The organism is Streptomyces sp. NPDC059816, assembly GCF_042732055.1.
GTDB lineage: Bacteria > Actinomycetota > Actinomycetes > Streptomycetales > Streptomycetaceae > Streptomyces.
Genome location: NZ_JBHWIQ010000024.1, coordinates 44,649 through 69,200 on the forward strand (window position 1 = coordinate 44,649; position 24,552 = coordinate 69,200).

Consider the following 24,552-nt stretch of genomic DNA (forward strand, 5'->3'; position numbering starts at 1 on the left):
CGGTGTTGACGAAGGTGCGGGTCTTGATGCTGCTCACTGGATTCGCCTCCTCTCGGCGTCTTGGGGGACCTGGTCGAGCCCGGTCCGACGGATATGAAGTACAGCACGGATCGGGCGCTTCGGAGAAGCCCCCGTTTCCGTGCTTAAGAACCTATGGTGACGGCCGGGGCATGTGCAAACTATTTTTCCGACGAGTTTGCCTCAGTGGTCATCTCCCTCTGGAGATCGTTCCTGACCTGCGCAGATGGCGAGGACTTCGCCGCCGAAGCCGCGGACCTTACGCATCCCCACCCCCGGGATGCGGGCGAGGCTCCCCTCATCTAGGGGGACGGTCTCGGCGATGGCGATGAGGGTCTTGTCGGTGAAGACGCAGAACTCCGGCTGGCTGGTCTCCTTGGCGCGGGTGGCACGCCAGTCGTGCAGCCGGGTGTAGAGGCCCTCGTCCATGTCCGAGGGGCAGTCGTCGCAGCGCATCAGTTTCATCTCGCCCGCGTCGGTCAGGGTGCGGCGGCAGACGCGGCAGCGGGCGGGGGTGCGGGCGCGGCGCGGGGCGACGGGGGCGGGGGCGTCCTGTCCGCTGCCGGGTTCGACGCCGCCCCGGCCGAGCTGGCCGGTGCGGGTGCCGCCGCCGGTGGAGCCGGGGCGCAGTCCGTCGAGGAAGCGGCTGGCGGTGCGGCCGGGCCGTCCGCCGGGTGAGCGGGCGAGGGCCCAGGAGACGTGGAGGCGGTGGCGGGCGCGGGTCACTCCGACGTAGAGGAGGCGGCGTTCTTCCTCGATCTGTGCGGGGGTGCGCGCGTAGGTGATCGGCATCATTCCCTCGGCGACTCCGACGAGGAAGACGGCGTCCCATTCGAGGCCCTTGGCGGCGTGCAGGGAGGCGAGGGTGACGCCTTCGACGGTGGGGGCGTGCTGGGCGCCGGCGCGTTCGTCGAGTTCGGCGACGAGGTCGGCGAGGGTCGCGGTGGGGCGGGCCCGGGTGAGGTCCTCGGCGAGTCGTACGAGGGCGGCGAGGGATTCCCAGCGTTCGCGTACGGCTCCGGAGCCGGCGGGGGGCTGGGGTGTCCAGTTCTTGGTCGACAGCACGGCCCGGACCTGGGACGGCAGGTCGACGGCGTCGTCGAGGAGGCTGTCGTTCGCCCCGAAGCGGGCGGCTCCGCGCAGGGCCGCGCCCGCTTCGCGGACCTCGGGGCGTTCGAAGAAGCGTTCGGCGCCCCGGAGCTGGTAGGGCACGGAGGCGTCGGCGAGGGCCTGTTCGTAGGTTTCGGACTGGCTGTTGGTGCGGAAGAGGACGGCGATCTCACTGGCGGGCACGCCGGAGGCGATGAGCTCGCGGATGCGGCGGGCGGCTCCCTCCGCCTCGGCGGGTTCGTCGGGGTACTCCCGGTACTGCGGCTCGGGGCCGGTGTCGCGCTGGGAGATCAGTTCGAGGCGGTGGTCGGCGGCCCGGCCGCTGGCCTGGGCGAGCAGGCCGTTGGCGAGGTGGACTACCTGGGGGGTCGAGCGGTAGTCCCGGACGAGCTTGACGACGGTGGCCCCCGGATGGCGGGTGCGGAAGTCGAGCAGGTGGTCGGGGGTGGCGCCGGTGAAGGAGTAGATGGTCTGGCTGGCGTCGCCGACGACGCAGAGGTCCTCCCGGTCGCCGAGCCACAGTTCGAGCAGGCGTTGCTGGAGGGGGCTGACGTCCTGGTACTCGTCCACGACGAAGTGGTGGTACTGGCTTCTGACCTGGTCGGCGATGTCGTGGCGGTCTTGGAGGACGGCGACGGTCAGCAGCAGCACGTCCTCGAAGTCGATGACGGACCGCTGGCGCTTGAGGTCTTCGTAGGCGCTGTAGAGCTGGCTGATCTCGGCCGGGTTGCGGGGGGCGGTCCGGCCGGCGGCGTGCACGGCGGCGGCGTAGTCGGCGGGGACGGTCTGGGTGACCTTGGACCATTCGATCTCGGCGGTGACGTCGCGCAGCTCGCTGCGGTCGAGGCGGATGCCGCAGGCGGCGGCGGCGTCGGCGACGATGGCGATCTTGCGGTCGACGAGGCGGGGCAGGCCGCCGCCGACGGCCTTGGGCCAGAAGTACTGGAGCTGGCGGAGGGCGGCGGAGTGGAAGGTGCGGGCCTGCACTCCTTGGACGCCGAGCTGGCGGAGGCGTCCGCGCATCTCGCCCGCCGCGCGCTGGGTGAAGGTGACGGCGAGGATGCTGCCGGGGTGGAGGATTCCGGCGTGGACCCCGTAGGCGATGCGGTGGGTGATGGCCCTGGTCTTGCCGGTGCCGGCGCCGGCCAGTACGCACACCGGGCCGCGCAGGGCGGTCGCGACGGCGCGCTGTTCGGGGTCGAGCCCGTCCAGCACGGCGTCGGCGCCCTGCGGCGGCGCCGGGAACTGGCCGGGGCCCGGTTCCCGTGGGAAGAGTGTGGAGTGCGTTGCTGATGTCACCCCGCCATGCTGCCAGGTCCCTCGACCCGGTCGCGGAAGTTATCCACAGGGTGACGATCGCAGTCGTACTTGTATGACTCGTCCGGCGCCGTGCCCACTGCTTGGGGGGTGGGGGTCGCCTGCCGTTCCAGGGCGGTCCCCCGCCCGGCGGGCAGGCAGCGGTGCGTCGCTGCGCAGGGGGTCGGTCGACCCGGCGGCGGGAATGGCGGCTCCGCCACGTACGTTCTTGCTGTGCGGGCGGGCGCCGAGGCTCACCCCTGGGCACGAAGGAGCAGGAGACAGATGCCGGGCACTGTGACGATGTACAGCACCACGTGGTGCGGTTACTGCCAGCGGTTGAAGAGCCAGATGGACCGTGAGGGCATCGGCTATTCGGAGATCAACATCGAGCAGGACCCGGAGTCCGCGAAGTTCGTGGAGACGGCGAACGGCGGCAACCAGACGGTGCCCACGGTCGTGGTCGCGCCCCGCGGCGGCGGCTCCGACGTGGTGATGACGAACCCGAGCCTCGCCCAGGTGAAGCAGGCCCTCGCCAGCTGAACGGTGGCGGTGCGTCCCGGTGACGCACCGCCGAAGGCTCCCCCCGCGGCCGATGGGCCCGTCGGGGGGAGCCTTCGTCGTGCCGCAGGGGTCTCAGGGGCGGCGGGCTGCGGGGTCAGATGGCGGGGCCCTGCTTGGGCAGGGGCTTGCCGTACCAGAGTTCGATCAGCCGGGAGGCGATCGAGATCCCGTACGGGGGCAGCACCTCACCGGAGTCGAAGGCCGCGCCGAGTTCGTCCCGGGAGAACCAGCGGGCCTCCGAGATCTCGTCGCCGTCCACGTCGATCTCGGTCGTCGTGGCCCGGGCGAAGAACCCCAGCATCAGGCTGGACGGGAAGGGCCACGGCTGGCTCGCGACGTAGCCGACCTCGCCGACGGTGACTCCGACCTCCTCGCGGACCTCGCGCCGCACCGACTGCTCGATGGACTCCCCGGGCTCCACGAACCCGGCGAGGGTCGAGAAGCGGCCCTCGGGCCAGTGCACCTGGCGGCCGAGGAGCACCCGGTCCTCGTCGTCCGTCACCAGCATGATCACGGCGGGGTCGGTGCGCGGGTAGTGCTCGGCGCCGCAGGCGGGGCAGCGGCGGATGTGGCCGGCGGCGGCGATGACGGTGCGTTCGCCGCAGCGGGAGCAGAAGCGGTGCATCCGCTGCCAGTTCTCCAGGGCGACGGCGTGCACCATGAGGCCGACGTCACGGGGGGACAGCAGTTGTCCCGCCTCCCTCAGGCCCGCCGCGCGCGCCGACTGGTCGAGGCGGCCCGGCAGGGTGTCCTTCTGGAGCGCGAAGTACCGCACGCCGTCCTCGTCGGTGCCGAGGAAGTAGCGGTGGGCTTCGGTGAGGGGGGCTTCGAAGGTGGGGGTCATCACCAGTTCGGTGTGGCCCTCCGGTGTCTCGTCGATGAGGACCTGCCCCCCGGACACCACGAAGACCCTGGTCGTGGGGTGGCTCCAGGCAGCGGCGAGCCACGCTTCGTCGAGGCGCTGGTGGGCGGCGCGGTCGATGCCGCTCGGCGCGGTCAGCGGCAGCGGGTGATCGGCGTTGCGCTCGGTCCAGGTGGTCACAGGTGCTTCCATCTCCCCCGGGGATGCGGATGTGTCGGCGGGTTCAGCGAGGCGGACGGCGGGCGGCGGTGGGGGGCGCGGCCCGGCCGTGGTGAGGGGTGGTCCCACCAGTGTGCCCCGGGGTGCCGCCCGGATGGTGGCCCGTCCGGGCGGGCGGGGGCTCAGCGGTCACCGCGCCAGTTCTCGGCCAGGTCGTCCCAGAGGTGGGCCGCGGTTTCCACGCCCTTGAACAGCAGGTCCAGTTCGACCTTCTCGTCGGGGGCGTGCCAGCCGTCGGAGGGCACCGAGATGCCGAGGAACAGCACCGGGGCGCCGAGGACGTCCCTCAGGTCGGCGGCGGGTCCGGAGCCGCCCTCGCGGGTGTAGCGGATGTCGGTGTCGAAGGCGCGGGCCATGGCCCGGGTCACCGACTGGAGGGCGGGGTGGTCGAGCGGGGTGAGGCAGGGGCGGGTCGCCGCGCCGAAGACGATGTCGTGACGGATGCCGGCGGGGAGCTGGTCGGCGACCCAGCTGCGGACGGCTTCCTCGACGCGGTCCGGGTCCTGGCCGGCGACCAGCCGGAACGACAGCTTCAGCATCGCCCGCGCGGGGATGATCGTCTTGCCGCCGGGGCCCTGGTAGCCGCCGCCGATGCCGTTGACCTCGGCGGTCGGGCGGGCCCACAGGCGTTCCAGGGTGGTGTAGCCGGCCTCGCCCCGGGTGGCGTACGACTTCGCGGTGCGCAGCCACTCGGCCTCGTCGAAGGGGAGTTCGGCGAAGAGTGTCCGTTCGCGGTCGGTCAGCTCCTGGACGCCGTCGTAGAAGCCGGGGACGGTGACGCGTGCGTGCTCGTCGTGGAGGGCCGCGACGAGGCGGGCCGCGGCGTCCGCCGGGTTGGGCACGGCACCGCCGAAGGACCCGGAGTGGATGTCCTGGTCGGGTCCGAACAGTTCGATCTCGCAGTCGGCGAGGCCTCGCATGCCGGTGCACACGGTGGGCGTGTCGGCGGACCACATGCCGGTGTCGGAGACGATCACGGCGTCGGCGGTGAGCCGGGCGGCGTGCTCCTCGACCAGGGCGCGGAAGTGCGGCGAGCCGGACTCCTCCTCGCCCTCGACCAGCAGCTTGAGGTGGACGGCGGGCGTGGTGCGGCCGGTGGCGGCGAGGTGGGCGCGGACGCCGAGGGTGTGGAAGAACACCTGTCCCTTGTCGTCGGCGGCGCCGCGTGCGTACAGCCGGCCGCCCTCGACCACCGGTTCGAAGGGGTCGGTCCGCCAGCCGTCCTCGCGGGCGGCGGGCTGGACGTCGTGGTGGCCGTAGACGAGGACGGTGGGGGCGTCCGGGTCGTCGGAGGGCCATGCGGCGAACACGGCGGGGGCGCCGGGGGTGTCCCAGACCTCGACGGTCGGGAACCCGGTGTCCTTCAGGGCGGCGGCGAGCCAGTCGGCGCTGCGTCGCACGTCCGCGGCGTGCTCGGGCTGGGCCGAGACGGACGGGATCCGCAGCCAGTCGCCGAGGTCGGCGAGGAAGGCCTCGCGATGGTTCTGGACGTACGCGCGGACGGCACTGACGGCGCTGACGGCACTGTCAACGGGCTTGCTCATGGCCTTGAGCCTAACCGCCTCGCGAAGTGGTCCCGTCCGCTGGTTCCCCGGGGGCCGGTGGGCGCCCGGTGCCGTCGTCGTCGCCGGTGAGGAGTCGTTCCAGTTCGGCGCGGCCGGGCAGGTGCGCGGGGCGCACGGTCTCGCCGCTGCGCACGTACAGGAAGGTCGCCGTCACCGACTCCGGGGGGACGCCCTGCCGCTCGGCCCAGGCGAGTCGGTAGACGGCGAGTTGCAGCGGGTCGGCGTGGTGGCCCCGGCCGGTCTTCCAGTCGACGATCTCGTACGTGGTGCGGTCGCCGTCGTCGTTCCGGTAGACGGCGTCGATGCGGCCCCGGACGACGCGGCCGGCGAGTTCCAGTTGGAAGGGGGCCTCCACCCGGTACGGGGTGCGCCGGGCGTAGGGGGTGCGTTCGAAGGCGTCCTTCAGGGCTTCCAGGTCGTGTTCGTCGTCGATCTCGGCGTCGCTGCCGGGGAGGTCGTCGGGGTCGAGCAGGGGCAGGCGCAGCGCTTCGAAGCGGGTTTCGACCCAGGCGTGGAAGCGGGTGCCGCGGCGGGCGGCGGGCTGTGGGGGGCGCGGCATGGGCCGGGCGAGTTCCTGGGCGAAGCCGTCGGGGTCGGCGGCGAGGTGGAGGAGTTGGGAGGCGGTCAGGGAGGGGGGCAGTGGGACGTCGGTGACGCTCTGCCGGGCGCGCAGCAGCTCCCCGGTGAGGGCGGTGAGGTCGCGGTCCCAGGAGGCGATGGCCCGGGCCTCCTCGGGGGTGAGGTCCGCGGCGGTCGGTCGGTCCGCCTCGGTCGGTGGGTGGGGCGCGGTCGGTGGGTGGGGCGCGCGGGCGTGCGGGATCGCGGGGGTGGGGGCGTGCGGGTGCAAAGTGGGGCGGTCGTGGCTCCACTCCTCCCAGTCGGCGGAGTCCTCCCCGACGGCGAAGTCCTCCCCGACGGGGTGGTGCGCCTCGTCCTCGGGGTCGTCGGGGGGCGGCGGCCACTCGGGGTCGTAGGCGGGCGCCGGGTCGTACGCGGGTGCGCGGCCGTCGCCGCCGCGGACCGGGGCGTCGGAGCGGGCGTGGGGCGCACGGGTGCCGGTGAGCCGGTCGAGGTGGCCGAGGACGACGTCGGCGGCGGCCCGACGGCGGGCGAGCGCGTCGGGGTCGAGCGGCAGCGGCCAGGCGTGCTCGGCGGCGGCCGCCCGGAGCGCCGGGTTCTCGTCCTCCGGTCCGGGGCGGTCGGCCCAGGTTTCGATCTCGCCGTGGCCGGCGGCGCAGTGGTCGTGGAGGGCGTCCAGGAAGTCCGAGGGGCCGCGGGTGCGCTTCTGGGTGGGTCCCCACCAGTGGCCGGAGCCGAGGAGCAGGGACCGGGGGCGGGTGAAGGTGACGTAGCCGAGGCGTAGTTCCTCGGTGTGCTGGTGGTCCTTCATGTCCTCGTGGAACGCCTTGAGGCCGCGCGCGTCCCAGGAGGCGACCTCGGGCAGGGTGTCCGCGTCGCCGCGCAGGGTGTGCGGGAGGACCTTGCCCTGGGCGGTCCACTTGTCGCGGCCCTGGGCACTGGGGAAGGTGCCGCGGACGAGCCCGGGGACGGCGACGACGTCCCATTCGAGGCCCTTGGACTTGTGGGCGGTGAGGACCTTGACGGTGTTCTCGCCGCCGGGCAGGGCGTTGTCGAGGCCCTTCTCGTACTGGGCGGCGGTGCGCAGGAAGCCGAGGAAGGCGAGGAGCGTGGCGTCGTTGTCGTGGGCGGCGAAGGAGGCGGCCGTGTCGAGGAAGTTGGCGAGGGTCTCCCGGCGGCGGGCGGCCAGTGCGTGGGGGGACGCCGACAGTTCGACCTCCAGGCCGGTGGTGGCGAGCACCCGGTGCAGCACGTCCATCAGGGGGTCGGCGAGGGAGCGACGCAGATCGCGCAGTTCGGCGGCGAGGCGGGCGAAGCGGACGCGGGCGGCGGGCGAGAACGGCAGGCCGTCGTCGCCGGAGTCGGCGGGTTGTTCCAGGAAGGTGTCGAGGGCGTCGGCGAGGGAGACCACCTCGGCCGGGTCGACCCCTTCGACGGCTGCGGCGAGCCGCCGGTCGAGGTCGGGTTCGCCGTCGGCGCCTTCGTCGGCGGGGTGCGCGTGGCGCACGAGGAGGCGGGCGCGCCGCCCCAGCAGGGCGAGGTCGCGGGGGCCGATGCGCCAGCGGGGTCCGGTGAGCAGGCGCACCAGGGAGGCGTTGGCGCCGGGGTCCTGGAGGACTTCGCAGACGGCGACCAGGTCGGCGACCTCGGGCAGGTGCAGCAGTCCGGACAGGCCGACGACCTCGACGGGGACGTCCCGGGCGACGAGGGCGCCCTGGATGTCGGCGAAGTCGGCTGCGGTGCGGCACAGCACGGCGATCTCACCGGGCGGGGTGCCGGTGCGCACCAGGTGGGCGAGGGAGTCGGCGAGCCAGTCGAGCTCTTCGGCGTGGGTGCTCAGCAGGGCGCAGCGGACCGTGCCCTCGCGTTCGGCGCCCGGGGCGGGGCGCAGGGCTTCCACGCCGGCGTGGAGGGCGCGCAGGGGGGTCGCCAGGTCGTTGGCGAGGTCGAGGAGGCGGCCTCCGCTGCGACGGTTCTCGCTGAGGGCGTGGCGGGTGGCGGGGGTGCCGTCGGCGTGGGCGAAGTGGTGGGGGAAGTCGTCGAGGTTGGCGACGGACGCACCGCGCCAGCCGTAGATCGCCTGGCAGGGGTCGCCGACGGCGGTCACGGGGTGTCCGGTGCCGTTGCCGAAGAGCCCGGAGAGCAGGATGCGCTGGGCGACGGAGGTGTCCTGGTACTCGTCGAGGAGGACGACGCGGAACTCGTCGCGCAGGATGCCGCTGACTTCGGGGCGGGTGAGGGCGAGGGTGGCGGACAGGGCGATCTGGTCGCCGAAGTCGAGGAGGTCCCGGCTGCGTTTGGCCTCGCGGTAGCGCTGGACGAGGGCGGCGAGGTCGCGGCGGGCGGCGGCGGCCTCGGGGACCTTGCGCAGATCGGGGTTGGTCAGGGTGGCGCCGTCCAGGGTGCGCAGCAGTTCGGCGTCGTGGGCGCGGAGGTCCTCGGGGCGCACCAGGTGTTCGGCGAGGTCGGCGTCGAGGGCGAGGAGGTCGCTGACGAGGTCGGGGAAGGACCGGGTGAGCGCCGGGTAGGGGCCGGGGGCTTCGCGCAGGACGCGGGCGGCGAGCTGGAAGCGGGTGGCGTCGGCGAGGAGCCGGGTGGTGGGTTCCAGGCCGATGCGCAGTCCGTGGTCGGTGAGGAGTCGACCGGCGAAGGCGTGGTACGTGGAGATGACGGGTTCGCCCGGGGGGTTGTCCGGGTCGATGGTGTCGGGGTCGGTGACGCCCGCCGCGAGGAGGGCCTTGCGGACGCGTTCGGCGAGTTCGCCGGCGGCCTTGTTGGTGAAGGTCAGTCCGAGGACCTGTTCGGGGGCGACCTGTCCGGTGCCGACGAGCCACACCACGCGGGCGGCCATGACGGTGGTCTTGCCCGATCCGGCTCCGGCCACGATGACCTGCGGGGCGGGCGGCGCGATGATGCAGGCCGTCTGCTCCGGGGTGAACGGGATGCCGAGGAGTTGCTTCAGCTGCTCGGGGTCGGTGATGCGTGCGGGCACACGGACGAGGCTAACCGGGGACGGTGACATTCCGGGCCGGCCGGCGGTTGCGGCGACACCCCCCGGGCCCGCGGTGCCCGTCGTCGCCACCGGGTCGGGTGGCCGTACGGCCAAGGGGTGACGTGGGTACGGGCCCTGCGGTCAGTCGATGACGTGGCGTCCCTCGGGGCGGGCGCTGCACGAGGCGCGGAACGCACAGTGCCCGCAGTGCTGGCCGGTGGTGGGCGAGAACCGTTCGTCGAGGACCTTGCCGGCGGCGGTGGCGAGGAGGTCGCCGATCCACTGTCCGGCCAGCGGTTCCTGGGTCTGGACCTTGGGCACCTCGTCCCCGCCGTCCCGGCGGGCGGCGCCCTGCCGCAGGTGGACGAGTTCCGCGCCGCCCGGCTCGGGGCGCTCGCCGTCGAAGGCGTCGTCGACGGCGCCCTCCGTGACGGCGAGCTGGTAGACGGCGAGCTGGGGGTGGCGGGCGACCTCCGCCGCGGAGGGGGCGTGCTTGCCGGTCTTGAAGTCGACGACGTAGGCGCGGCCCTCGCCGTCGCGTTCGACGCGGTCCACCGAGCCGCGGATGCGCACCTCGAAGGAGCCGGCCGCCAGGGTCACGTCGAAGTCCTGTTCGCTGGCGACGGCGGTGCGCCCGGCGCGGTCGGTGACGTGCCAGTGCAGGAAGCGTTCGAGTGCCGCCCGTGCGTGTTCCTTCTCCTGGGCGGACTTCCAGGGCGCGTCGAAGGCGAGCGCGTCCCACACCGAGTCGAGGCGTTCCATCAGGACGGCGAGGTCGGCGGGGGTGCGTCCGGAGGCGACCTCGTCGGCGAGCACGTGCACCACGTTGCCGAAGCCCTGGGCGGCGGTGGCGGGGGCGTCGGCCTTCACCTCGCGGCCCAGGAACCACTGGAGTGCGCAGGTGTTCGCGAGCTGGTCGAGGGCGCTGCCCGACAGCGCCACCGGGTGGGAGCGGTCGCGGAGCGGGACCCTGCTCTCGGTGGGGTCGTCCATGCCCCACCAGCGGTGGGGGTGGGCGGCGGGCACCAGGGGGCGGCCCTCGCCGTCGTCGAGTGCGGCGAGTTCGGCGAGGCGCCCGGCGGCGGCCTCCCGCAGCGCGGCGGAGGCGTTCGGGTCGACGGTGGTGGCGCGCAGTTCCGCGACGAGCGCGGCGACGGCCAGCGGGCGGCGCGGGCGGCCGGTGACGTCCCGGGGTTCGACGCCGAGTTCCGCCAGGAAGCGGGACGGCTGGTCGCCGTCGTCGGCCGGGGCCTTCACAGCGGTGACGACGAGGCGTTCGCGGGCGCGGGTGGCCGCCACGTAGAAGAGGCGGCGTTCCTCGGCGAGCAGGGCGCCCGGGGAGAGCGGCTCGGCGAGCCCGTCCCGGCCGATGCGGTCGGCCTCCAGCAGCGAGCCGCGGCGCCGCAGGTCGGGCCAGAGCCCCTCCTGGACGCCGGCGACGACGACGAGTCGCCACTCCAGGCCCTTGGACCGGTGGGCGGTCATCAGGCGCACCGCGTCGGGGCGGACGGCGCGCCGGGTGAGGGTGTCGGCGGCGATGTCGGCGGCTTCGGTCTCGGCGAGGAAGTTGAGGGCGCCGCGCCCGCCGGTGCGTTGTTCGGCGCGGGCCGCGGCGGCGAAGAGCGCGCAGACGGCGTCGAGGTCGCGGTCCGCGTTGCGTCCGGCGGCGCCGCCGCGCCGGGCGGACCGTTCCAGGCGCTGGGGCCAGGAGGTGCCCTGCCACAGGTCCCACAGGGCTTCCTCGGCGGTCCCGCCGTCCGCGAGGCGTTTGCGCGCGGTGCGCAGCAGTGCGCCCAGGCGCTGTGCGCCGCGTGCGTAGGACGGGTCGTGCGCGGTGAGGCGTTCGGGTTCGGCGAGCGCCCGGGTGAGGAGGACGTCGGAGGCCTCGGGCAGCGGGTTCCCGGCGGCGCGTTCCTCGGCGCGCAGGGCCCGGCCCAGGCGTCGCAGGTCGGCGGTGTCCATGCCGGCGAGGGGTGAGGCGAGGAGGGTGAGCGCGGTCTCGGTGTCCAGCCAGCAGGTGTTCTTGGGGGTGTGCGCGGGGGTGTGCGCGGGGGTGTGTCCGGAGGTGCCTTCGGGGACGTCTCCGGGGGCGTCCGCGGAGCCTTCGACGGGACCGTCGGCCGCACCGGCGGGACCGTCGGCCGCACGGGCAGGGCCGCCGGACGCACCGGCAGGGCCGCCGGTCGCGCCGGTGGGCGCAGCCGAACCCGCGGGCGCAGCCGAATCCGCCGACGGGCCCGCACCCGCGGGCGGGGCGAGGGTCGCCTCGGCGACCGCCTTGAGGGCCATCAGCAGCGGCGCCACCGCGGGCTCGTGCCGCAGCGGCAGGTCCTCGCCGTCGATGTCGAGGGGCACCCCCGCCGAGGTGAGGGCGCGTCGCAGCGAGGGAATGGTGCGCCCGCCCGAGCGGACGAGGACGGCCATGTCACTCCAGGGCACCCCGTCCTCCAGGTGCGCGCGACGCAGGACGTCGGCGATGTTGTCCAGCTCCATACCCGGGGTCGGGTAGGTGTACGCCTCGACCCGCCCGCCGTCCCGGGCGGCGGTGAGGTCCCGGTGGGCGCGGACCCGCTCGGCGGGGAGCCGGGTGAGCGGCATGCGTTGGGTGAGCCGTCGGGTCGCGGCGAGCAGGTCGGCACCGGAGCGGCGGGAGGTGCCGAGCACGGCCACGCGCGGGGGGGTGCCGTCCGGGTGCCGGAAGGTCGCGGGGAAGTCGAGGATGCCGTTCACGTCGGCGCCCCGGAAGGCGTAGATCGACTGGTCGGGGTCGCCGAGGGCGACGAGGGTGCGCCCGCCGCCGGCGAGCGCGTCCAGGAGGCGTACTTGCGCCGGATCGGTGTCCTGGTACTCGTCGACGTACACCGCGTCGTACTGTCCGGCCAGGGCGGACGCGACCTCGGGGCGACGGGCGAGGAGGACGGCACGGTGGACGAGTTCGGTGTAGTCGAGGACCCCCTGGAGGTCGAGGACGTCCAGGTAGTCGGCGAGGAACGCGGCTGCGGCGCCCCAGTCGGGGCGGCCGGTGCGGGCGGCGAAGTCCCCGAGGGCGCGGGGGGCGAGGCCCAGTTCCCGGGTGCGGGCGATGACGGCGCGCACCTCGTCGGCGAAGCCCCGGGTGGTCAGGCAGGCGCGCAGTTCGTCGGGCCAGCGCACATGGCGCAGTCCGGCGCGTTCGAGGTCGATCTGTCCGGCGAGCAGTTCCCGCACGGTGACGTCCTGCTCGGGGCCGGACAGCAGGCGCAGGGGCTCGACGAACAGGTCGGCGTCCTGGTGGGCGCGGACGAGGGCGTAGCAGAAGGAGTGGAACGTGGTCGCCTGCGGGGCGCGGGCGGCGCCGATGCGCAGGGCCATCCGGTCGCGCAGTTCGACGGCGGCCTTGCGGCTGAAGGTGAGCACCAGGACGCGTGCGGGGTCCGCGCCGCGGGCCAGGCGCGCGGCGACCGCTTCGACGAGGGTCGTGGTCTTGCCGGTGCCGGGCCCGGCGAGGACGAGCATCGGGCCCTTCCCGTGGTCAACCACCGCGCGCTGGCCTGCGTCCAGACGAGGGGAGTCCACCGGAGCCTGCGCGGTGCGCACGAGTCGGTACGCGCCGGGACTCCCCGGCCGCGCACGGGGGTGCGGCGGGCGTCTGGTGGAGGAGGGGAAGCTCACGTGGGTCGCCGGTCCTGGTGGTCGTGCTGATGGGGGCGCGGTGGTGCGCGGTGGGCGGTGGGCACCTGCTGGCGGGTGACGGCCCGCCGGGTACCCCGGACGCTACGCGGTACGGGCCCTGCGCGGGGCGGCCGGGGCGGGAGCGGGCCGGGGGCGCTCCCCGCGGTCGGCCCGCTCCCGGCGCTGCCCGGCCGTCCGGTCCCGGCGCGTTGCGGCGGTCCGGTTCCGTCCTGCTGCGGCGGTCCGTCGCCCGTTCGGGGGTCGCGCGGCGGAAGCTTGCCGGTGTGCGTCAGGTCGTCGTGTGGTGCGTGTCATGTCTCGGTTCGTCCGTCCCATCGGGCGCGCCGCATGTCGAGCCGCGGCAGGTGGGTTCCGGAGGAGCCGCCCGCCGTGCGCAGCGGGGTGCCCTCCGCGCGGTAGTGGCCGAGCGCTTCGCGTTCGTGCCCCGGGAGCAGCACGCCGTCCGCGCGCACCACGCGCCACCAGGGCACCGCTCCGCCGTACAGCGCCATGACCCGGCCCACCTGGCGGGGGCCTCCCGTCTCCAGCCATTCGGCGACGTCGCCGTACGTCAGCACGCGGCCGGGCGGGATCAGCTCGGCCACTTCGAAGACCCGCTCGGCGTACTCGGGGTGACCGGGGTGTTCGGACGGTCCGTCCGCGGGACGGCTCTCCTCGCTCATCCGCCCTATCCTGCCCCACACCACCGACAGTACGAAGGGCGCGCAGCGGTCCGCGCAGGGCGCCCGAGGAAGGCGGGTGAGCAGGCCCCGGCACCGCCGTATCGCACCCTGATGCCCCGCTCTGCCGGGAGGGCATGCCAGGATCATGCGGGCGGTGACTGGTGATACGAGAACAAGAAGGCGCGGCGAAGCGACAGGGCATGGAACCCGATGGAGCGGGCATCCCTGGTGCGTCGACGCGCCCTGACACCGGAGAGCAGCCCCTGAAGGCGCACGAGGATTCCGACGAGACCGCGCCCGCCGGCGCGGGAGCACCCGGGCCGGACGGGCCGGGTGCCGAGCGGCGCGCGCCGGTGCCGGTGCCGGCCGGTGCGGACCCCGTGACCGTCACTCCGGAGGGTCCCGCGGACCCGGACGAGTTGACGGAGGCCGTCGGATCGTCGGGGTCCTACGTCGACGAGGTGGAGGGCGACGAACCGCTGCTGCCCGCGCGCGTGCACCGGCCGTCCGACCTGATGCGGCTGCTCAGCGGGGTGCTGGCGATCGCGGTGCTGCTGGCGATCGCGACGTTCGCGCACGGGACGACGTCGGGCCTGGAACAGGACATCAGCAAGGGCACCGAGGACGCCCCCGACCTGCTGATCAAGTTCGCGGGGTTGGCGTCGAGCATCGCGGTGCTGCTGGTGCCGGTGGCCTTCGCCGTGGAGCGGTTGATCAAACGGGACGGGTTGCGGATCGCCGACGGGGTCCTGGCGGCGGTCCTGGCGCACGGGGTGACGCTCGCCACGGACCTGTGGGTCGCCCAGGCGGCGCCGCAGTCGATCCAGGACGCGCTGACCCGGCCGTCCCCCGCGGACATCCACGCACTCACCGACCCGGTGCACGGCTATCTGGCCCCCGTGATCGCGTACATGACCGCGGTGGGGATGTCGCGCCGGCCGCGCTGGCGGGTCGTGCTCTGGGTGGTGCTGCTGCTCGACGCGTTCGCGATGCTCGTCACCGGTTACACCACCCCGTTCTCGATCATCCTGACGATCCTCATCGGCTGGACCATCGCCTACGGGACGCTGTACGCGGTGGGTTCCCCGAACGTGCGGCCCACCGGTCAGACGCTCCTGGCGGGGCTGCGCAGGGTGGGCTTCCACCCGGTGAGCGCGGCCCGCGAGGAGGGCGCCCCGGACAGCGCCGACAGCGGCGGTGACCGGGGGCGGCGGTACTGCGTCACCCTGGAGGACGGTCCCCCGCTCGACGTGACCGTGGTGGACCGGGAACAGCAGGCCCAGGGGTTCTTCTACCGGGTGTGGCGGCGGGTGACCCTGCGGGGCATCACCACGCGCCGCAGTCTCCAGTCGCTGCGCCAGGCGTTGGAGCAGGAGGCGCTGATCGCGTACGCGGCGATCGCGGCGGGTGCCAACGCGCCCAAGTTGATCGCCACGTCGGAGCTGGGCCCGGACGCGGTGATGCTGGTGTACGAGCACACCGGCGGGCGGAGCTTCGACTCGTTGCCCGACGGCGACGTCACGGACGGGCTGCTGCACGACACCTGGCGGCAGGTGCAGGCGCTCCAGTCGCGTCGCATCGCGCACCGCAGGCTGGCGGGCGACGCGATCCTGGTGGATCGTTCCGGCACGGTGATCCTCACCGATCTGCGGGGCGGCGAGATCGCGGCGGGCGACCTGGTGCTGCGGATGGACGTCGCCCAGTTGTTGACGACCCTGGGGCTGCGGGTGGGTGCCGAGCGGTCGGTGGCCTCGGCGGTGGCCGTGCTGGGGCCGGACCTGGTGGCGGACTGTCTGCCGCTGCTCCAGCCGATCGCCCTGACCCGCGCGACCCGCGGCACCTTGCGCAAGCTGGCCAGGGAACGTGCGCAGCGGGAGCGGGAGGCCGTACTGGAGGCGTCCCGCAAGGCGAAGCAGGAGCGACTCGCCGACACAGCCGACACTGCCGACCCAGCGGACACAGCCGACTCAGCCGACTCAGCCGACCCAGTCGACCCAGCAGACACAGCCAGCGCGGCGGGCACCGCGGGCACGGCAGACGCACCGGAGACAGCGGGCGCACCGGAAACGGCAGGCACCGCGGCCCGGACGACCGGGGTCACGGCCGGCGCCGCCGGCGGGACCGGGAAGGCCCGCGGGGCGGACGGGTCAAAGGAGGCCCCGGGGAGCGCCGTCGCGCGCCCGGCGGGCGACAAGAAGGCGGTGCGCGCCGAGAAGCAGGCGGAGAAACGGGCCATAGACGACGCGCTGGAGGAGGCCCGGGAGGAGGACCTGCTCACCCAGATCCGTCACCAGGTGCTGCTCATCCGTCCGCAGGCCCCCGTGGAACCGGCCCGGCTGGAACGCATCAGGCCCCGCACCCTGATCAGTTTCATCGCGGGCGCGATCGGTGCCTACTTCCTGTTGTCGCAGCTCACCCACATCGAGTTCGGGACCCTGATCGAGGAGGCCGAGTGGGGGTGGGTCGCCGCCGCCGCGCTGTTCTCGGCGCTGAGCTACTTCGCCGCCGCGATGAGCCTGCTCGGGTTCGTTCCGGAGCGGGTGCCCTTCCTGCGCACGGTGTCCGCCCAGGTCGCCGGTTCGTTCGTGAAGTTGGTGGCTCCGGCGGCCGTCGGCGGGGTGGCGCTCAACACCCGGTTCCTCCAGCGCTCGGGGGTCCGTCCGGGGCTCGCGGTGGCGAGCGTCGGCGCTTCGCAGCTGTTCGGGCTCGGCTCGCACATCCTGCTGCTGCTGGCGTTCGGGTACTTGACGGGCACCGAGAAGACGCCGTCCCTGTCGCCGTCGCGGACGGTCATCGCGGGGCTGTTGACGGTCGCCGTGCTGGTCCTGGTGGTCACCTCGATCCCGTTCCTGCGGAAGTTCGTCGTGACCCGGGTGCGCTCGCTGTTCGCGGGGGTGGTGCCGCGCATGCTGGACGTGCTCCAGCGCCCGCAGAAGCTGATCACCGGGATCGGCGGGATGCTGCTGCTGACCGCCTGCTTCGTGATGTGTCTGGACGCGTCGATCCGGGCGTTCGGCGACGAGACCACCTCACTGAGCCTGGCGAGCGTGGCGGTGGTGTTCCTCGCGGGCAACGCGCTCGGCTCGGCGGCGCCGACCCCGGGCGGGGTGGGCGCGGTGGAGGCGACGCTCACGGTCGGTCTGATCGCGGTGGGGCTGCCCAAGGAGGTCGCCGCCCCGGCGGTGCTGCTGTACCGGCTGTTGACATTGTGGCTGCCGGTGCTGCCGGGCTGGTTGTTCTTCAACCACCTCACCCGCAAGGGCGCCCTGTAGGGCCGCGTGTCCGACCGCCTCCTCGTGGGGGCGCACGGCGCGGGTGCAGGGCGCAGGGCCAGGGCGTGCGGCCGGGGCGTGGGCTCGGGGCGTGAGGGCGTGGAGCCGGGGGCGTGAAGGCGTCGAGCCGGGGCGTGAGGGCGTGGGCCCGCGGCCGGTCACCCGCACGGCTCACGGCCCGCGCGCCCCGCGCGCCGTGGCCACAGGATGGGGACATGCCGAAGCCCCTCCCCCGGCGGGCCGCCGCACTGGCCGCCTCCGTCGCCCTGCTGGCCGCATCGGCCGTGGCGTGCGCCGGCGACGACGGCTCCCCGGACGACCCGGCGGCGCAGGAACTCCAGTGGGCCGACTGCCCCAAGCCGACGCAGGCGGAGGGCGGCGGCCCGGCGCCCTCACCGCTCCCCGACGGCGAACTGTGGCAGTGCGCCACTCTGAAGGCCCCCCTCGACTGGGACGATCCGAAGGGGGACACCATCGGCATCGCCCTGATCCGGGCCAGGACCAGCGGACCGGACGACCGCCGGATCGGTTCCCTGATCTTCAACTTCGGCGGTCCAGGCGGCTCCGGGGTGACGACCCTGCCCGCGTTCGAGAACGAGTACGAGAAGCTGCGCACCCGTTACGACCTGGTCAGCTTCGACCCGCGCGGGGTGGGCCGCAGCGCGGGCGTGATCTGCGAGGACGACGAGCAGCTCGACGAGTACTTCCAGCAGGACGCGACCCCCGACGACGCAGCCGAACAGCGGCAGCTCGTGGCGAACACCCGGGCCTTCAACGCGGCCTGCGAGGACAGGTCGGGCCGGACGCTCCCCCATGTGCGCACCACGGACGCCGCACGCGACCTGGAGCTGATGCGTCAGGTGCTCGGCGACGACCGGCTCCACTACTTCGGCATCTCGTACGGCACCGAACTGGGCGGGGTGTACGCGCACCTGTTCCCCACGAAGGTCGGCCGGGCGGTGTTCGACGCGGTGGTCGACCCGACCCAGGACCCGGAACAGGGCGCCCTCGGGCAGACCCGCGGCTTCCAACTGGCCCTCGACAACTACGCCGAGCACTGCGTGTCCCAGGTCGAGGACTGCCCGGTCGGCGACACCGCCGAGGACGTCAAGGACCGTATCGCCGCGCTCCTGCGGGACCTGGAGACCAGGCCGTTGCCCGGCCTGTTCCCCCGCCAGCTGACCCAGACGGCCGCCACCGGCGGCATCGCCCAGTCCCTGTACTCACCGGACTTCTGGGAGTACCTGACGGAGGGGCTGGAGCAGGCGTACGACGGGGACGGCAAGATCCTGATGGCCCTGTCCGACGCGATGAACGGACGGGGCGAGGACGGCCACTACAGCAACGTCCAGGCCGCGAACGTGGCGATCAACTGCGCCGACGACGCACCGCGGTACACGCCGGGGGACGTCGAGGCACGGCTGCCCGCGTTCCGCGCCGCGTCCCCGGTGTTCGGGGACTTCCTCGCCTGGTCCATGGTCACCTGCACCGACTGGGCGGTCCCGGGCGCCGCCGACCACCCGGACGTCAGCGCGCCCGGCTCCGCGCCGATCCTGGTCGTCGGCAACACCGGTGACCCGGCCACCCCCTACGAGGGCACCCGGAAGATGGTGGCGGCGCTCGGCGGGAACGTGGGCGTGGAGCTCACGTACAAGGGCCAGGGGCACGGGGCGTACGACAGCGGTGACACCTGCGTGCGCGGGGCGGTGGACGGCTACCTGCTGGACGGCAAGGTCCCGCGGAAGGGGACGGTGTGTCCCTGACCCGGGCCGACGACCGCCCCGGCAGTCGCGCCGGTGGCCGGGGCTCAGGCACCGGGAACCCCGGGTCGACGGCACGGAACCCGGGTTGACGAGGGCGCGTCAGGAGTTGTCCACAGGCTTCGACGGGGAGCGGCCGGGCCTGCCTACTATGGCCGGACAGTTCGTGGAGGGGGAAGGTCATGGCACGGTACGTACGGTCGGCGGCGCTGCTCGCCGCCGTCGTGATGATCGCGGGGTGCAGTAGCGGTTCCGGCGGTGCGGACGATCCGCCCGGCGACCGCACCGCGTCGCGTTCCCCCGCCCCCGCCCCATCGGACACCGCGGGCGGCGGCCTCCCGGCCTCGCTGACCGAGCAACGGCTGTCCTGGGGCACGTGCGAGGCCGGTGCCGACGGCGAGGCCCCCGACGACTCCTGGCGCTGCGCCGACCTGAAGGTCCCGTTGGACTACGCGAAGCCCGACGGCAAGACGATCGACATCGCCCTGATCCGCGCGGGCGCGAAGGACGAGGGCTCGCGCATCGGCTCCCTCGTCTTCAACTTCGGCGGGCCCGGTGGCTCCGGCATCTCCATGCTGCCCTCCTTCGCCCCCGAGTACGACCGCCTCCAGAAGCGGTACGACCTGGTCAGCTTCGATCCGCGCGGGGTCGGCGACAGCGAGGGCGTGCGCTGTCGCACCGACGAGGCGATCCAGGCCGCCGAGGAGGTCGACCTCAGCCCCGACGGCGGCACGGAGGAGCGGGCGTTCCTGGCGGACGCGGCGGACTTCGCCGCGGGGTGCGAACGCGGCGCCGGGCAGCTCCTGGCCCATCTGTCGACCGACAACACCGCGCGGGACATGGACCTGATGCGCCACGTCCTAGGGGACGACGAGCTCCACTACTTCGGCATCTCGTACGGCACCCAGCTCGGTGGCGCCTACGCCCATCTGTTCCCGGGCCGGGTGGGACGACTGGTCTTCGACGCGGTGGTGGACCCCACCGCGGACGGCGTCGCCCAGGCGAAGAACCAGACCCGGGGCTTCCAACGTGCCCTGGACAACTACCTGAAGGACCAGGGCCAGGACCCGGCGGAAGGCAGCCGAGCCATAGCGGACCTGCTGAAGCGCATCGACGCGGAGCCGCTGCCCACCTCAGGCGACCGCGAGCTGACCCAGACCCTGGCGACCATCGGCATCGTCATCACGCTCTACAGCGAGCAGTCGTGGCCGGCGCTCGCCGAAGCCCTGGAGGGCGCGGAGGACGGCGACGGCAGTGCGCTGCTCGCCCTCGCCGACGCCTACAACGAGCGGGACGAGGCCGGGGGCTACAGCACCCAGAGCCACTCCCAGCGGGCGATCTCCTGCCGCGACTCCAAGGACCGCACGACCCCGGAGCAAGCGCGCGCCTCGCTGGCGGAGTTCCGTGAGATATCACCGGTGTTCGGGGAGTTCCTGGGCTGGGACACGGCCGGGTGGTGTCACCAGTGGCCGGTGCCGGGTCTTCAGGAGCGCTCCGAGGTGAGCGCCCCGGGCGCGGCTCCCATCCTGGTCATCGGCAACACCGGCGACCCGGCCACGCCCTACGAGGGCGCGGGCCGGATGGCGGACGGGCTCGGTGAGGGCGTCGGCGTCCTGATGACCTGGAAGGGCGAGGGGCACGGGGCCTACGGCAACGGCAGTGACTGCGTGGACGGCGCGGTCGACGCCTATCTGCTCGACGGCCGGGCGCCGAAGGACGGCAAGGTCTGTTCCTGACCGGTGGACCGATCGACCGGTGGATCGGTGAACCGTGCGGGGTGCCCGCGAACCGCACACCCCGCACCCCGCGCCCCGCACACGACGGGTCCCCGTGCCCGGAGGCACGGGGACCCGGTGGTCATGCGTGGAGTGCGGTGACGGTCAGTAGACCGGCTTGTTGGGCTCGATCTGGTGGACCCAGCCGATGACACCGCCACCGACGTGCACGGCGTCCGAGAAACCGGCCGCCTTCAGGACGGCGAGGACCTCCGCGCTGCGGATGCCCGTCTTGCAGTGCAGGACGATCTTGCGGTCCTGCGGCAGGCTCTCCAGGGCGGAGCCCATGAGGAACTCGTTCTTCGGGATCAGCTTGGCGCCGGGGATGGAGACGATCTCGTACTCGCCGGGCTCACGGACATCGATGACCTCGATGTTCTCGCCCTCGTCCATCCACTCCTTGAGCTGCTTGGGAGTGATCGTCGAGCCGGCCGCCGCCTCCTGGGCCTCCTCGGACACCACACCGCAGAAAGCCTCGTAGTCGATGAGTTCGGTGACCGTGGGGTTGTCACCGCAGACCGCGCAGTTCGGGTCCTTGCGGATCTTCACCTGGCGGTACTGCATCTCCAGGGCGTCGTAGATCATGAGGCGGCCGAGCAGGGGCTCGCCCGTGCCCGTGAGGAGCTTGATGGCCTCGGTGACCTGGATGGAGCCGATGGAGGCGCACAGCACACCGAGGACACCGCCCTCGGCGCAGGACGGCACCATGCCCGGCGGCGGGGGCTCGGGGTAGAGGCAGCGGTAGCAGGGACCGTGCTCGCTCCAGAAGACCGAGGCCTGACCGTCGAAGCGGTAGATGGAGCCCCACACGTACGGCTTGTTGAGGAGCACGCACGCGTCGTTGACGAGATAGCGGGTGGCGAAGTTGTCCGTGCCGTCCACGATCAGGTCGTACTGGCTGAAGATGTCCATCACGTTGTCGGCTTCGAGCCGCTCTTCGTGCAGGACGACCTCGACGTACGGGTTGATGCCCTTGACGCTGTCCCGGGCCGACTCGGCCTTGGACCGGCCGATGTCCGCCTGGCTGTGGATGATCTGGCGCTGGAGGTTCGACTCGTCGACCTCGTCGAACTCCACGATTCCTAGGGTGCCGACACCCGCCGCCGCCAGGTACATCAACGCCGGCGAACCGAGACCGCCGGCACCGACGGCGAGCACCTTGGCGTTCTTCAGCCGCTTCTGCCCGGCCATCCCGACATCCGGGATGATCAGGTGGCGGGAGTACCTGCGGACCTCGTCGACAGTGAGCTCAGAAGCGGGCTCTACCAGGGGTGGCAGCGACACGGGGACTCCGTTGGTCGGTATATCGGAAGGTTGTTCTGCGTGTAACACTGCCACGCACTCCGTCATTCCGAGACACCTGTTCCGATCCGCGAGACAAACTCGTCCCAGTAACCGGGCATGCCCTCCCAGGGGTCGGCGGCGCCCCCGCGACCGGTGCGGTCGGTGAACCAGATGGTGCCCGCACCCTGCCAGCGGGCGATGCGCAACGCCTCGTCCAGATGGCTGCGGGGCACCCCGTGGACGAGGTGGCAGAAGCGTTCCGGCGGATGGTCCGCGGTCCACTCGGCGACCTGCGACCAACGGTAGTCGCACCACGGGCCGGTGAAGGTGACCAGTTGGTCGGCGGCCCCCGCGTACCCGGGGTGCGGGTGACACCCCTGACCGAGGACGACGTGCGGGTCCTCCAGCAGGGCCCGCACACTGCTCACCGTGCGTCGGACCGCCCGGAGGCTGCTGTGGTCGACGGGGCAGCGACCGAGGTAGAAGCCGCCCACCCGGTACCAGTCGCGGTAGCGCCGGGCCTGGTCGAGCAGGGCCGGGAGGTCACCGCGCCCCCGGTCGAGGTCGAGGTGGCCCAGTACCCGGACGCCCGCATTGGTGAGCCGTCCGACGGCGTCCAGGCACTGCGGGTCGGGCCGGTCCCCGGGGCCGCCCGCCACGTCGAGGACGACCCAGTGCAGCGGATCCGCGGTCCGGGTGAGCGCGTGCCAGTCCTCGGACGCGAGCAGGGGGTGCGCGGGGCCGGGCGCGCCGACGCCCGGTCCGGTGCCCGTCCCGGTGGCGCCCCGCAGCGCGCTGGTCAGATACGGCACGCCGCCTCCATCCAGATGTCGGCGAGGGACTCCTCCAGATTGATGCGGGGACGCCAGCCGAGCCGGTCGCGGGCGGTGCGGACGTCGGCCTGCTGCCAACTGCCGCAGCCGTCCGGGTAGGGGTGGGCCGCCGGGGACACGTGGTCCGGGTCGGGGCGCGGGTGCCCGAGGGCGGCCCGCAGCGGCCCGGCCGAGGTGTCGAGTTCGTGCAGCGCGCCCCCGTATCCGGCGACCCGGGCGAGGACGGCGGCGGCGTCGCGCAGGCGCACGGCGCGGCCGGACCCGATGTTGACGACGCCCTGCGCGGCCGACAGGGAGGCCGCGTGCACGGCCCGCGCCACGTCGCGCACGTCCACGAAGTCGCGCTGCGCCCCGAGACCGCCGAGCTTCAGCTCGCCGTCACCGGACTGCATGGCGCGGCGCATGGCCTCCGCGAGCCGCCCCAGCGGCGAGCCCGCGGGGGTGCCGGGACCGGCGGGTGAGAAGACCCGGAGCACGACGGCGTCGAGGCCGGAGCCGAGGACGAGTTCGGTGGCCGCCAGCTTGCTGACGCCGTAGGGGCCGCCGGGGCGCGGCACGGCGTCCTCGGCGGTCGAGGAACCGGGCTGGCTGGGGCCGTACTCGGCGCCGCACCCGATCTGGACGAGTCGTGCCCCGCACCCGCTGCGGCGCAGGGCCTCGCAGACGGTGGCGACGGCGACGGTGTTGTGCCGGATCAACTCGCGGGCGCCGCCCCGGGTGGCGCCCGCGCAGTTGATGACGACTCCGGGGTGGACGGCGTCGAGGAACCGGGTGAGCGCGCCCGGACTGCCGGTGGCGAGGTCGAAACGCACATCGGCGTCGTCGCCGCGGCCGAGGGCGGTGAGCTGTACGGCCGGGTCGGCGATGAGCCGGTCGGCGACGAAGCGGCCGATGTACCCGCCGGCTCCGATCAGCAGCACTCTCATCGGGCGCCTCCAGGAACGCGGTCTCCGGATCGGAGGGTGGTCATCTCGCTTTCTCCTTCAGGGATGGTGCCGTACTGGAACGCCCGCGGTGTCGGCCACGCGGGAGGTGTGGGGGGTGGAGCGTGGGGTGTGGAGCTGTGGGGTGTGGTGGGGGTGGCGGACGGGTGGCGTGGGGGCGCGCGGGGGTCAGGGCGTCATGCGGCGCCTCCGGTGCCGGTGCGGGGGCCTCGTCACTCGGTAAATGCCGTGAAATGCCGTGACGTCCTGCTCGATGACGAGAGGGGCGAACGCCCGTGCTCGGGCGCTCGCGCCCCCGTGGGCGGCCGGCCGCCGGGCGACCAGGCGCGTGCGGTCGAGCGGTCCGGTGCGGGCGGCGGGGCCCCGGGTGACGGTGTGGCCCCGGGTGACGGTGTGGCCCGGGTCGACGTCACCGGTGCCGCCGGCCGCGGACCGTCCGGCGGTGCGGGCGCGCGGGGCGCCTACGACGGCGGTCGCGACGGACGGAAGGGTGGGCCCCCCGGGACAGCAGGCGCTGCGGGGCGCCGCCGGGGCGCCGGGCACACGGGGGGCGCCCCCGAGGGCGCTGCCGGCCCGTGGAGAGCGGTGCGCGGTGGTGAGCGCCGGGGCGCGGGGGGTGTCACGGGCGAGGTCGGCAAGCCCGGGCACGGCAGTGACGAAACGGTCCTCCAGAAGGGCGGAGCTGCCTATCGGAGCGTCGGCGGGCCCGTCCGACGGCACAGTTGCCGAGCCGGTGGGGGAAACCTCGCGGGAACCGGTCGAACCCGCGCCCCGCGCACTCCGCCTGCCGGGCGCCCCCTGCATCCACGCACCACCCGGGGCGCCCCCGGGAGCCGGCGCCCCCGGCGCACACAGCGCACCGAACAGCGACCCGTAGTGCTCGGCGACCCGTCGGCGCGCCCTGCGCCCCAGCACGCCCCCGGCAGCCCCGAAACCCTGCTCGGACACCGTCCCGGGCGCCGGCTCGGGCGTGAACCGGAGCGGAGCCGGCAGGTCACACCGGAGACGCCCCTCACCGTTCGGTGAGGGGGAGCCTCCCTTGGCGAACAATCCGATCCGCACGAGCGCACCCCCGGTTCCCGTTTGGGGAGCCGCCGTCGTTCGGCGGCCCGCAGCGGGACGAACGTATGCGGACGGACAGGTGG

At 73.7% G+C, this 24,552-nt stretch carries 14 protein-coding genes; 4 read left to right on the forward strand and 10 right to left on the reverse strand.

The features are described 5' to 3' along the window. Positions 1–201 precede the first annotated feature (201 nt). Positions 202–2,427: an ATP-dependent DNA helicase UvrD2 gene (locus ACFV88_RS27365; RefSeq protein WP_385494563.1), complete on the reverse strand. Its 2,226-nt coding sequence runs from the start codon at positions 2,425–2,427 to the stop codon at positions 202–204. A 282-nt stretch (positions 2,428–2,709) separates the two neighbouring features. On the opposite strand from ACFV88_RS27365, the gene ACFV88_RS27370 reads away from it, so the two are divergent. Next, positions 2,710–2,967, forward strand: a complete 258-nt coding sequence (locus ACFV88_RS27370; RefSeq protein WP_385494564.1) for a mycoredoxin — start codon at positions 2,710–2,712, stop codon at positions 2,965–2,967. Between the two features lie 115 nt (positions 2,968–3,082). Here ACFV88_RS27370 and nudC read toward each other — a convergent pair whose 3' ends face one another. The 5 genes from nudC to ACFV88_RS27395 form a co-directional block, all read right to left on the reverse strand. Continuing rightward, positions 3,083–4,042, reverse strand: a complete 960-nt coding sequence (gene nudC / locus ACFV88_RS27375) for an NAD(+) diphosphatase (RefSeq protein WP_385494565.1) — start codon at positions 4,040–4,042, stop codon at positions 3,083–3,085. A 149-nt stretch (positions 4,043–4,191) separates the two neighbouring features. Next, positions 4,192–5,613: a dipeptidase gene (locus ACFV88_RS27380; RefSeq protein WP_385494566.1), complete on the reverse strand. Its 1,422-nt coding sequence runs from the start codon at positions 5,611–5,613 to the stop codon at positions 4,192–4,194. Positions 5,614–5,623: 10 nt separating this feature from the next. After that, positions 5,624–9,205 carry a UvrD-helicase domain-containing protein gene (locus ACFV88_RS27385; protein ID WP_385494567.1) on the reverse strand — a complete coding sequence of 1,194 codons (3,582 nt, stop codon included), beginning with the start codon at positions 9,203–9,205 and terminating at the stop codon, positions 5,624–5,626. A gap of 141 nt (positions 9,206–9,346) precedes the next feature. Further along, entirely contained in the window at positions 9,347–12,856 is a 3,510-nt protein-coding gene (locus tag ACFV88_RS27390) for an ATP-dependent helicase (protein ID WP_385494569.1), read from the reverse strand. Positions 12,857–13,167: 311 nt separating this feature from the next. Continuing rightward, positions 13,168–13,539 carry an MGMT family protein gene (locus ACFV88_RS27395; protein ID WP_385494570.1) on the reverse strand — a complete coding sequence of 124 codons (372 nt, stop codon included), beginning with the start codon at positions 13,537–13,539 and terminating at the stop codon, positions 13,168–13,170. 200 nt (positions 13,540–13,739) lie between these two features. Between ACFV88_RS27395 and ACFV88_RS27400 the strand changes: the two genes are divergently transcribed. From ACFV88_RS27400 to ACFV88_RS27410, 3 genes are all read left to right on the forward strand, one after another. Further along, positions 13,740–16,811 (forward strand): lysylphosphatidylglycerol synthase domain-containing protein, encoded by a 3,072-nt coding sequence (locus ACFV88_RS27400; protein WP_385494571.1) that lies wholly within the window; start codon positions 13,740–13,742, stop codon positions 16,809–16,811. A gap of 215 nt (positions 16,812–17,026) precedes the next feature. Continuing rightward, positions 17,027–18,574: an alpha/beta hydrolase gene (locus tag ACFV88_RS27405; protein ID WP_385494572.1), complete on the forward strand. Its 1,548-nt coding sequence runs from the start codon at positions 17,027–17,029 to the stop codon at positions 18,572–18,574. 179 nt (positions 18,575–18,753) lie between these two features. After that, positions 18,754–20,307 (forward strand): alpha/beta hydrolase, encoded by a 1,554-nt coding sequence (locus ACFV88_RS27410; protein ID WP_385494574.1) that lies wholly within the window; start codon positions 18,754–18,756, stop codon positions 20,305–20,307. 144 nt (positions 20,308–20,451) lie between these two features. On the opposite strand, the gene moeZ is transcribed toward ACFV88_RS27410, so the two are convergent. The 4 genes from moeZ to ACFV88_RS27430 all read right to left on the reverse strand — a co-directional run bounded on the left by moeZ (position 20,452) and on the right by ACFV88_RS27430 (position 24,055). Then, complete coding sequence (moeZ, locus tag ACFV88_RS27415; RefSeq protein WP_385494575.1) at positions 20,452–21,630, reverse strand: adenylyltransferase/sulfurtransferase MoeZ; 1,179 nt, start codon at positions 21,628–21,630, stop codon at positions 20,452–20,454. Positions 21,631–21,692: 62 nt separating this feature from the next. After that, positions 21,693–22,442: a spherulation-specific family 4 protein gene (locus tag ACFV88_RS27420; protein WP_385494577.1), complete on the reverse strand. Its 750-nt coding sequence runs from the start codon at positions 22,440–22,442 to the stop codon at positions 21,693–21,695. Next, positions 22,430–23,389, reverse strand: a complete 960-nt coding sequence (locus tag ACFV88_RS27425; protein WP_385494578.1) for an NAD-dependent epimerase/dehydratase family protein — start codon at positions 23,387–23,389, stop codon at positions 22,430–22,432. The genes ACFV88_RS27420 and ACFV88_RS27425 overlap by 13 nt, the downstream gene beginning before the upstream one ends. Before the next feature lie 186 nt (positions 23,390–23,575). Continuing rightward, positions 23,576–24,055, reverse strand: coding sequence for a hypothetical protein (locus ACFV88_RS27430; RefSeq protein ID WP_385494579.1), 480 nt, complete (start codon positions 24,053–24,055; stop codon positions 23,576–23,578). Positions 24,056–24,552: the final 497 nt, after the last annotated feature.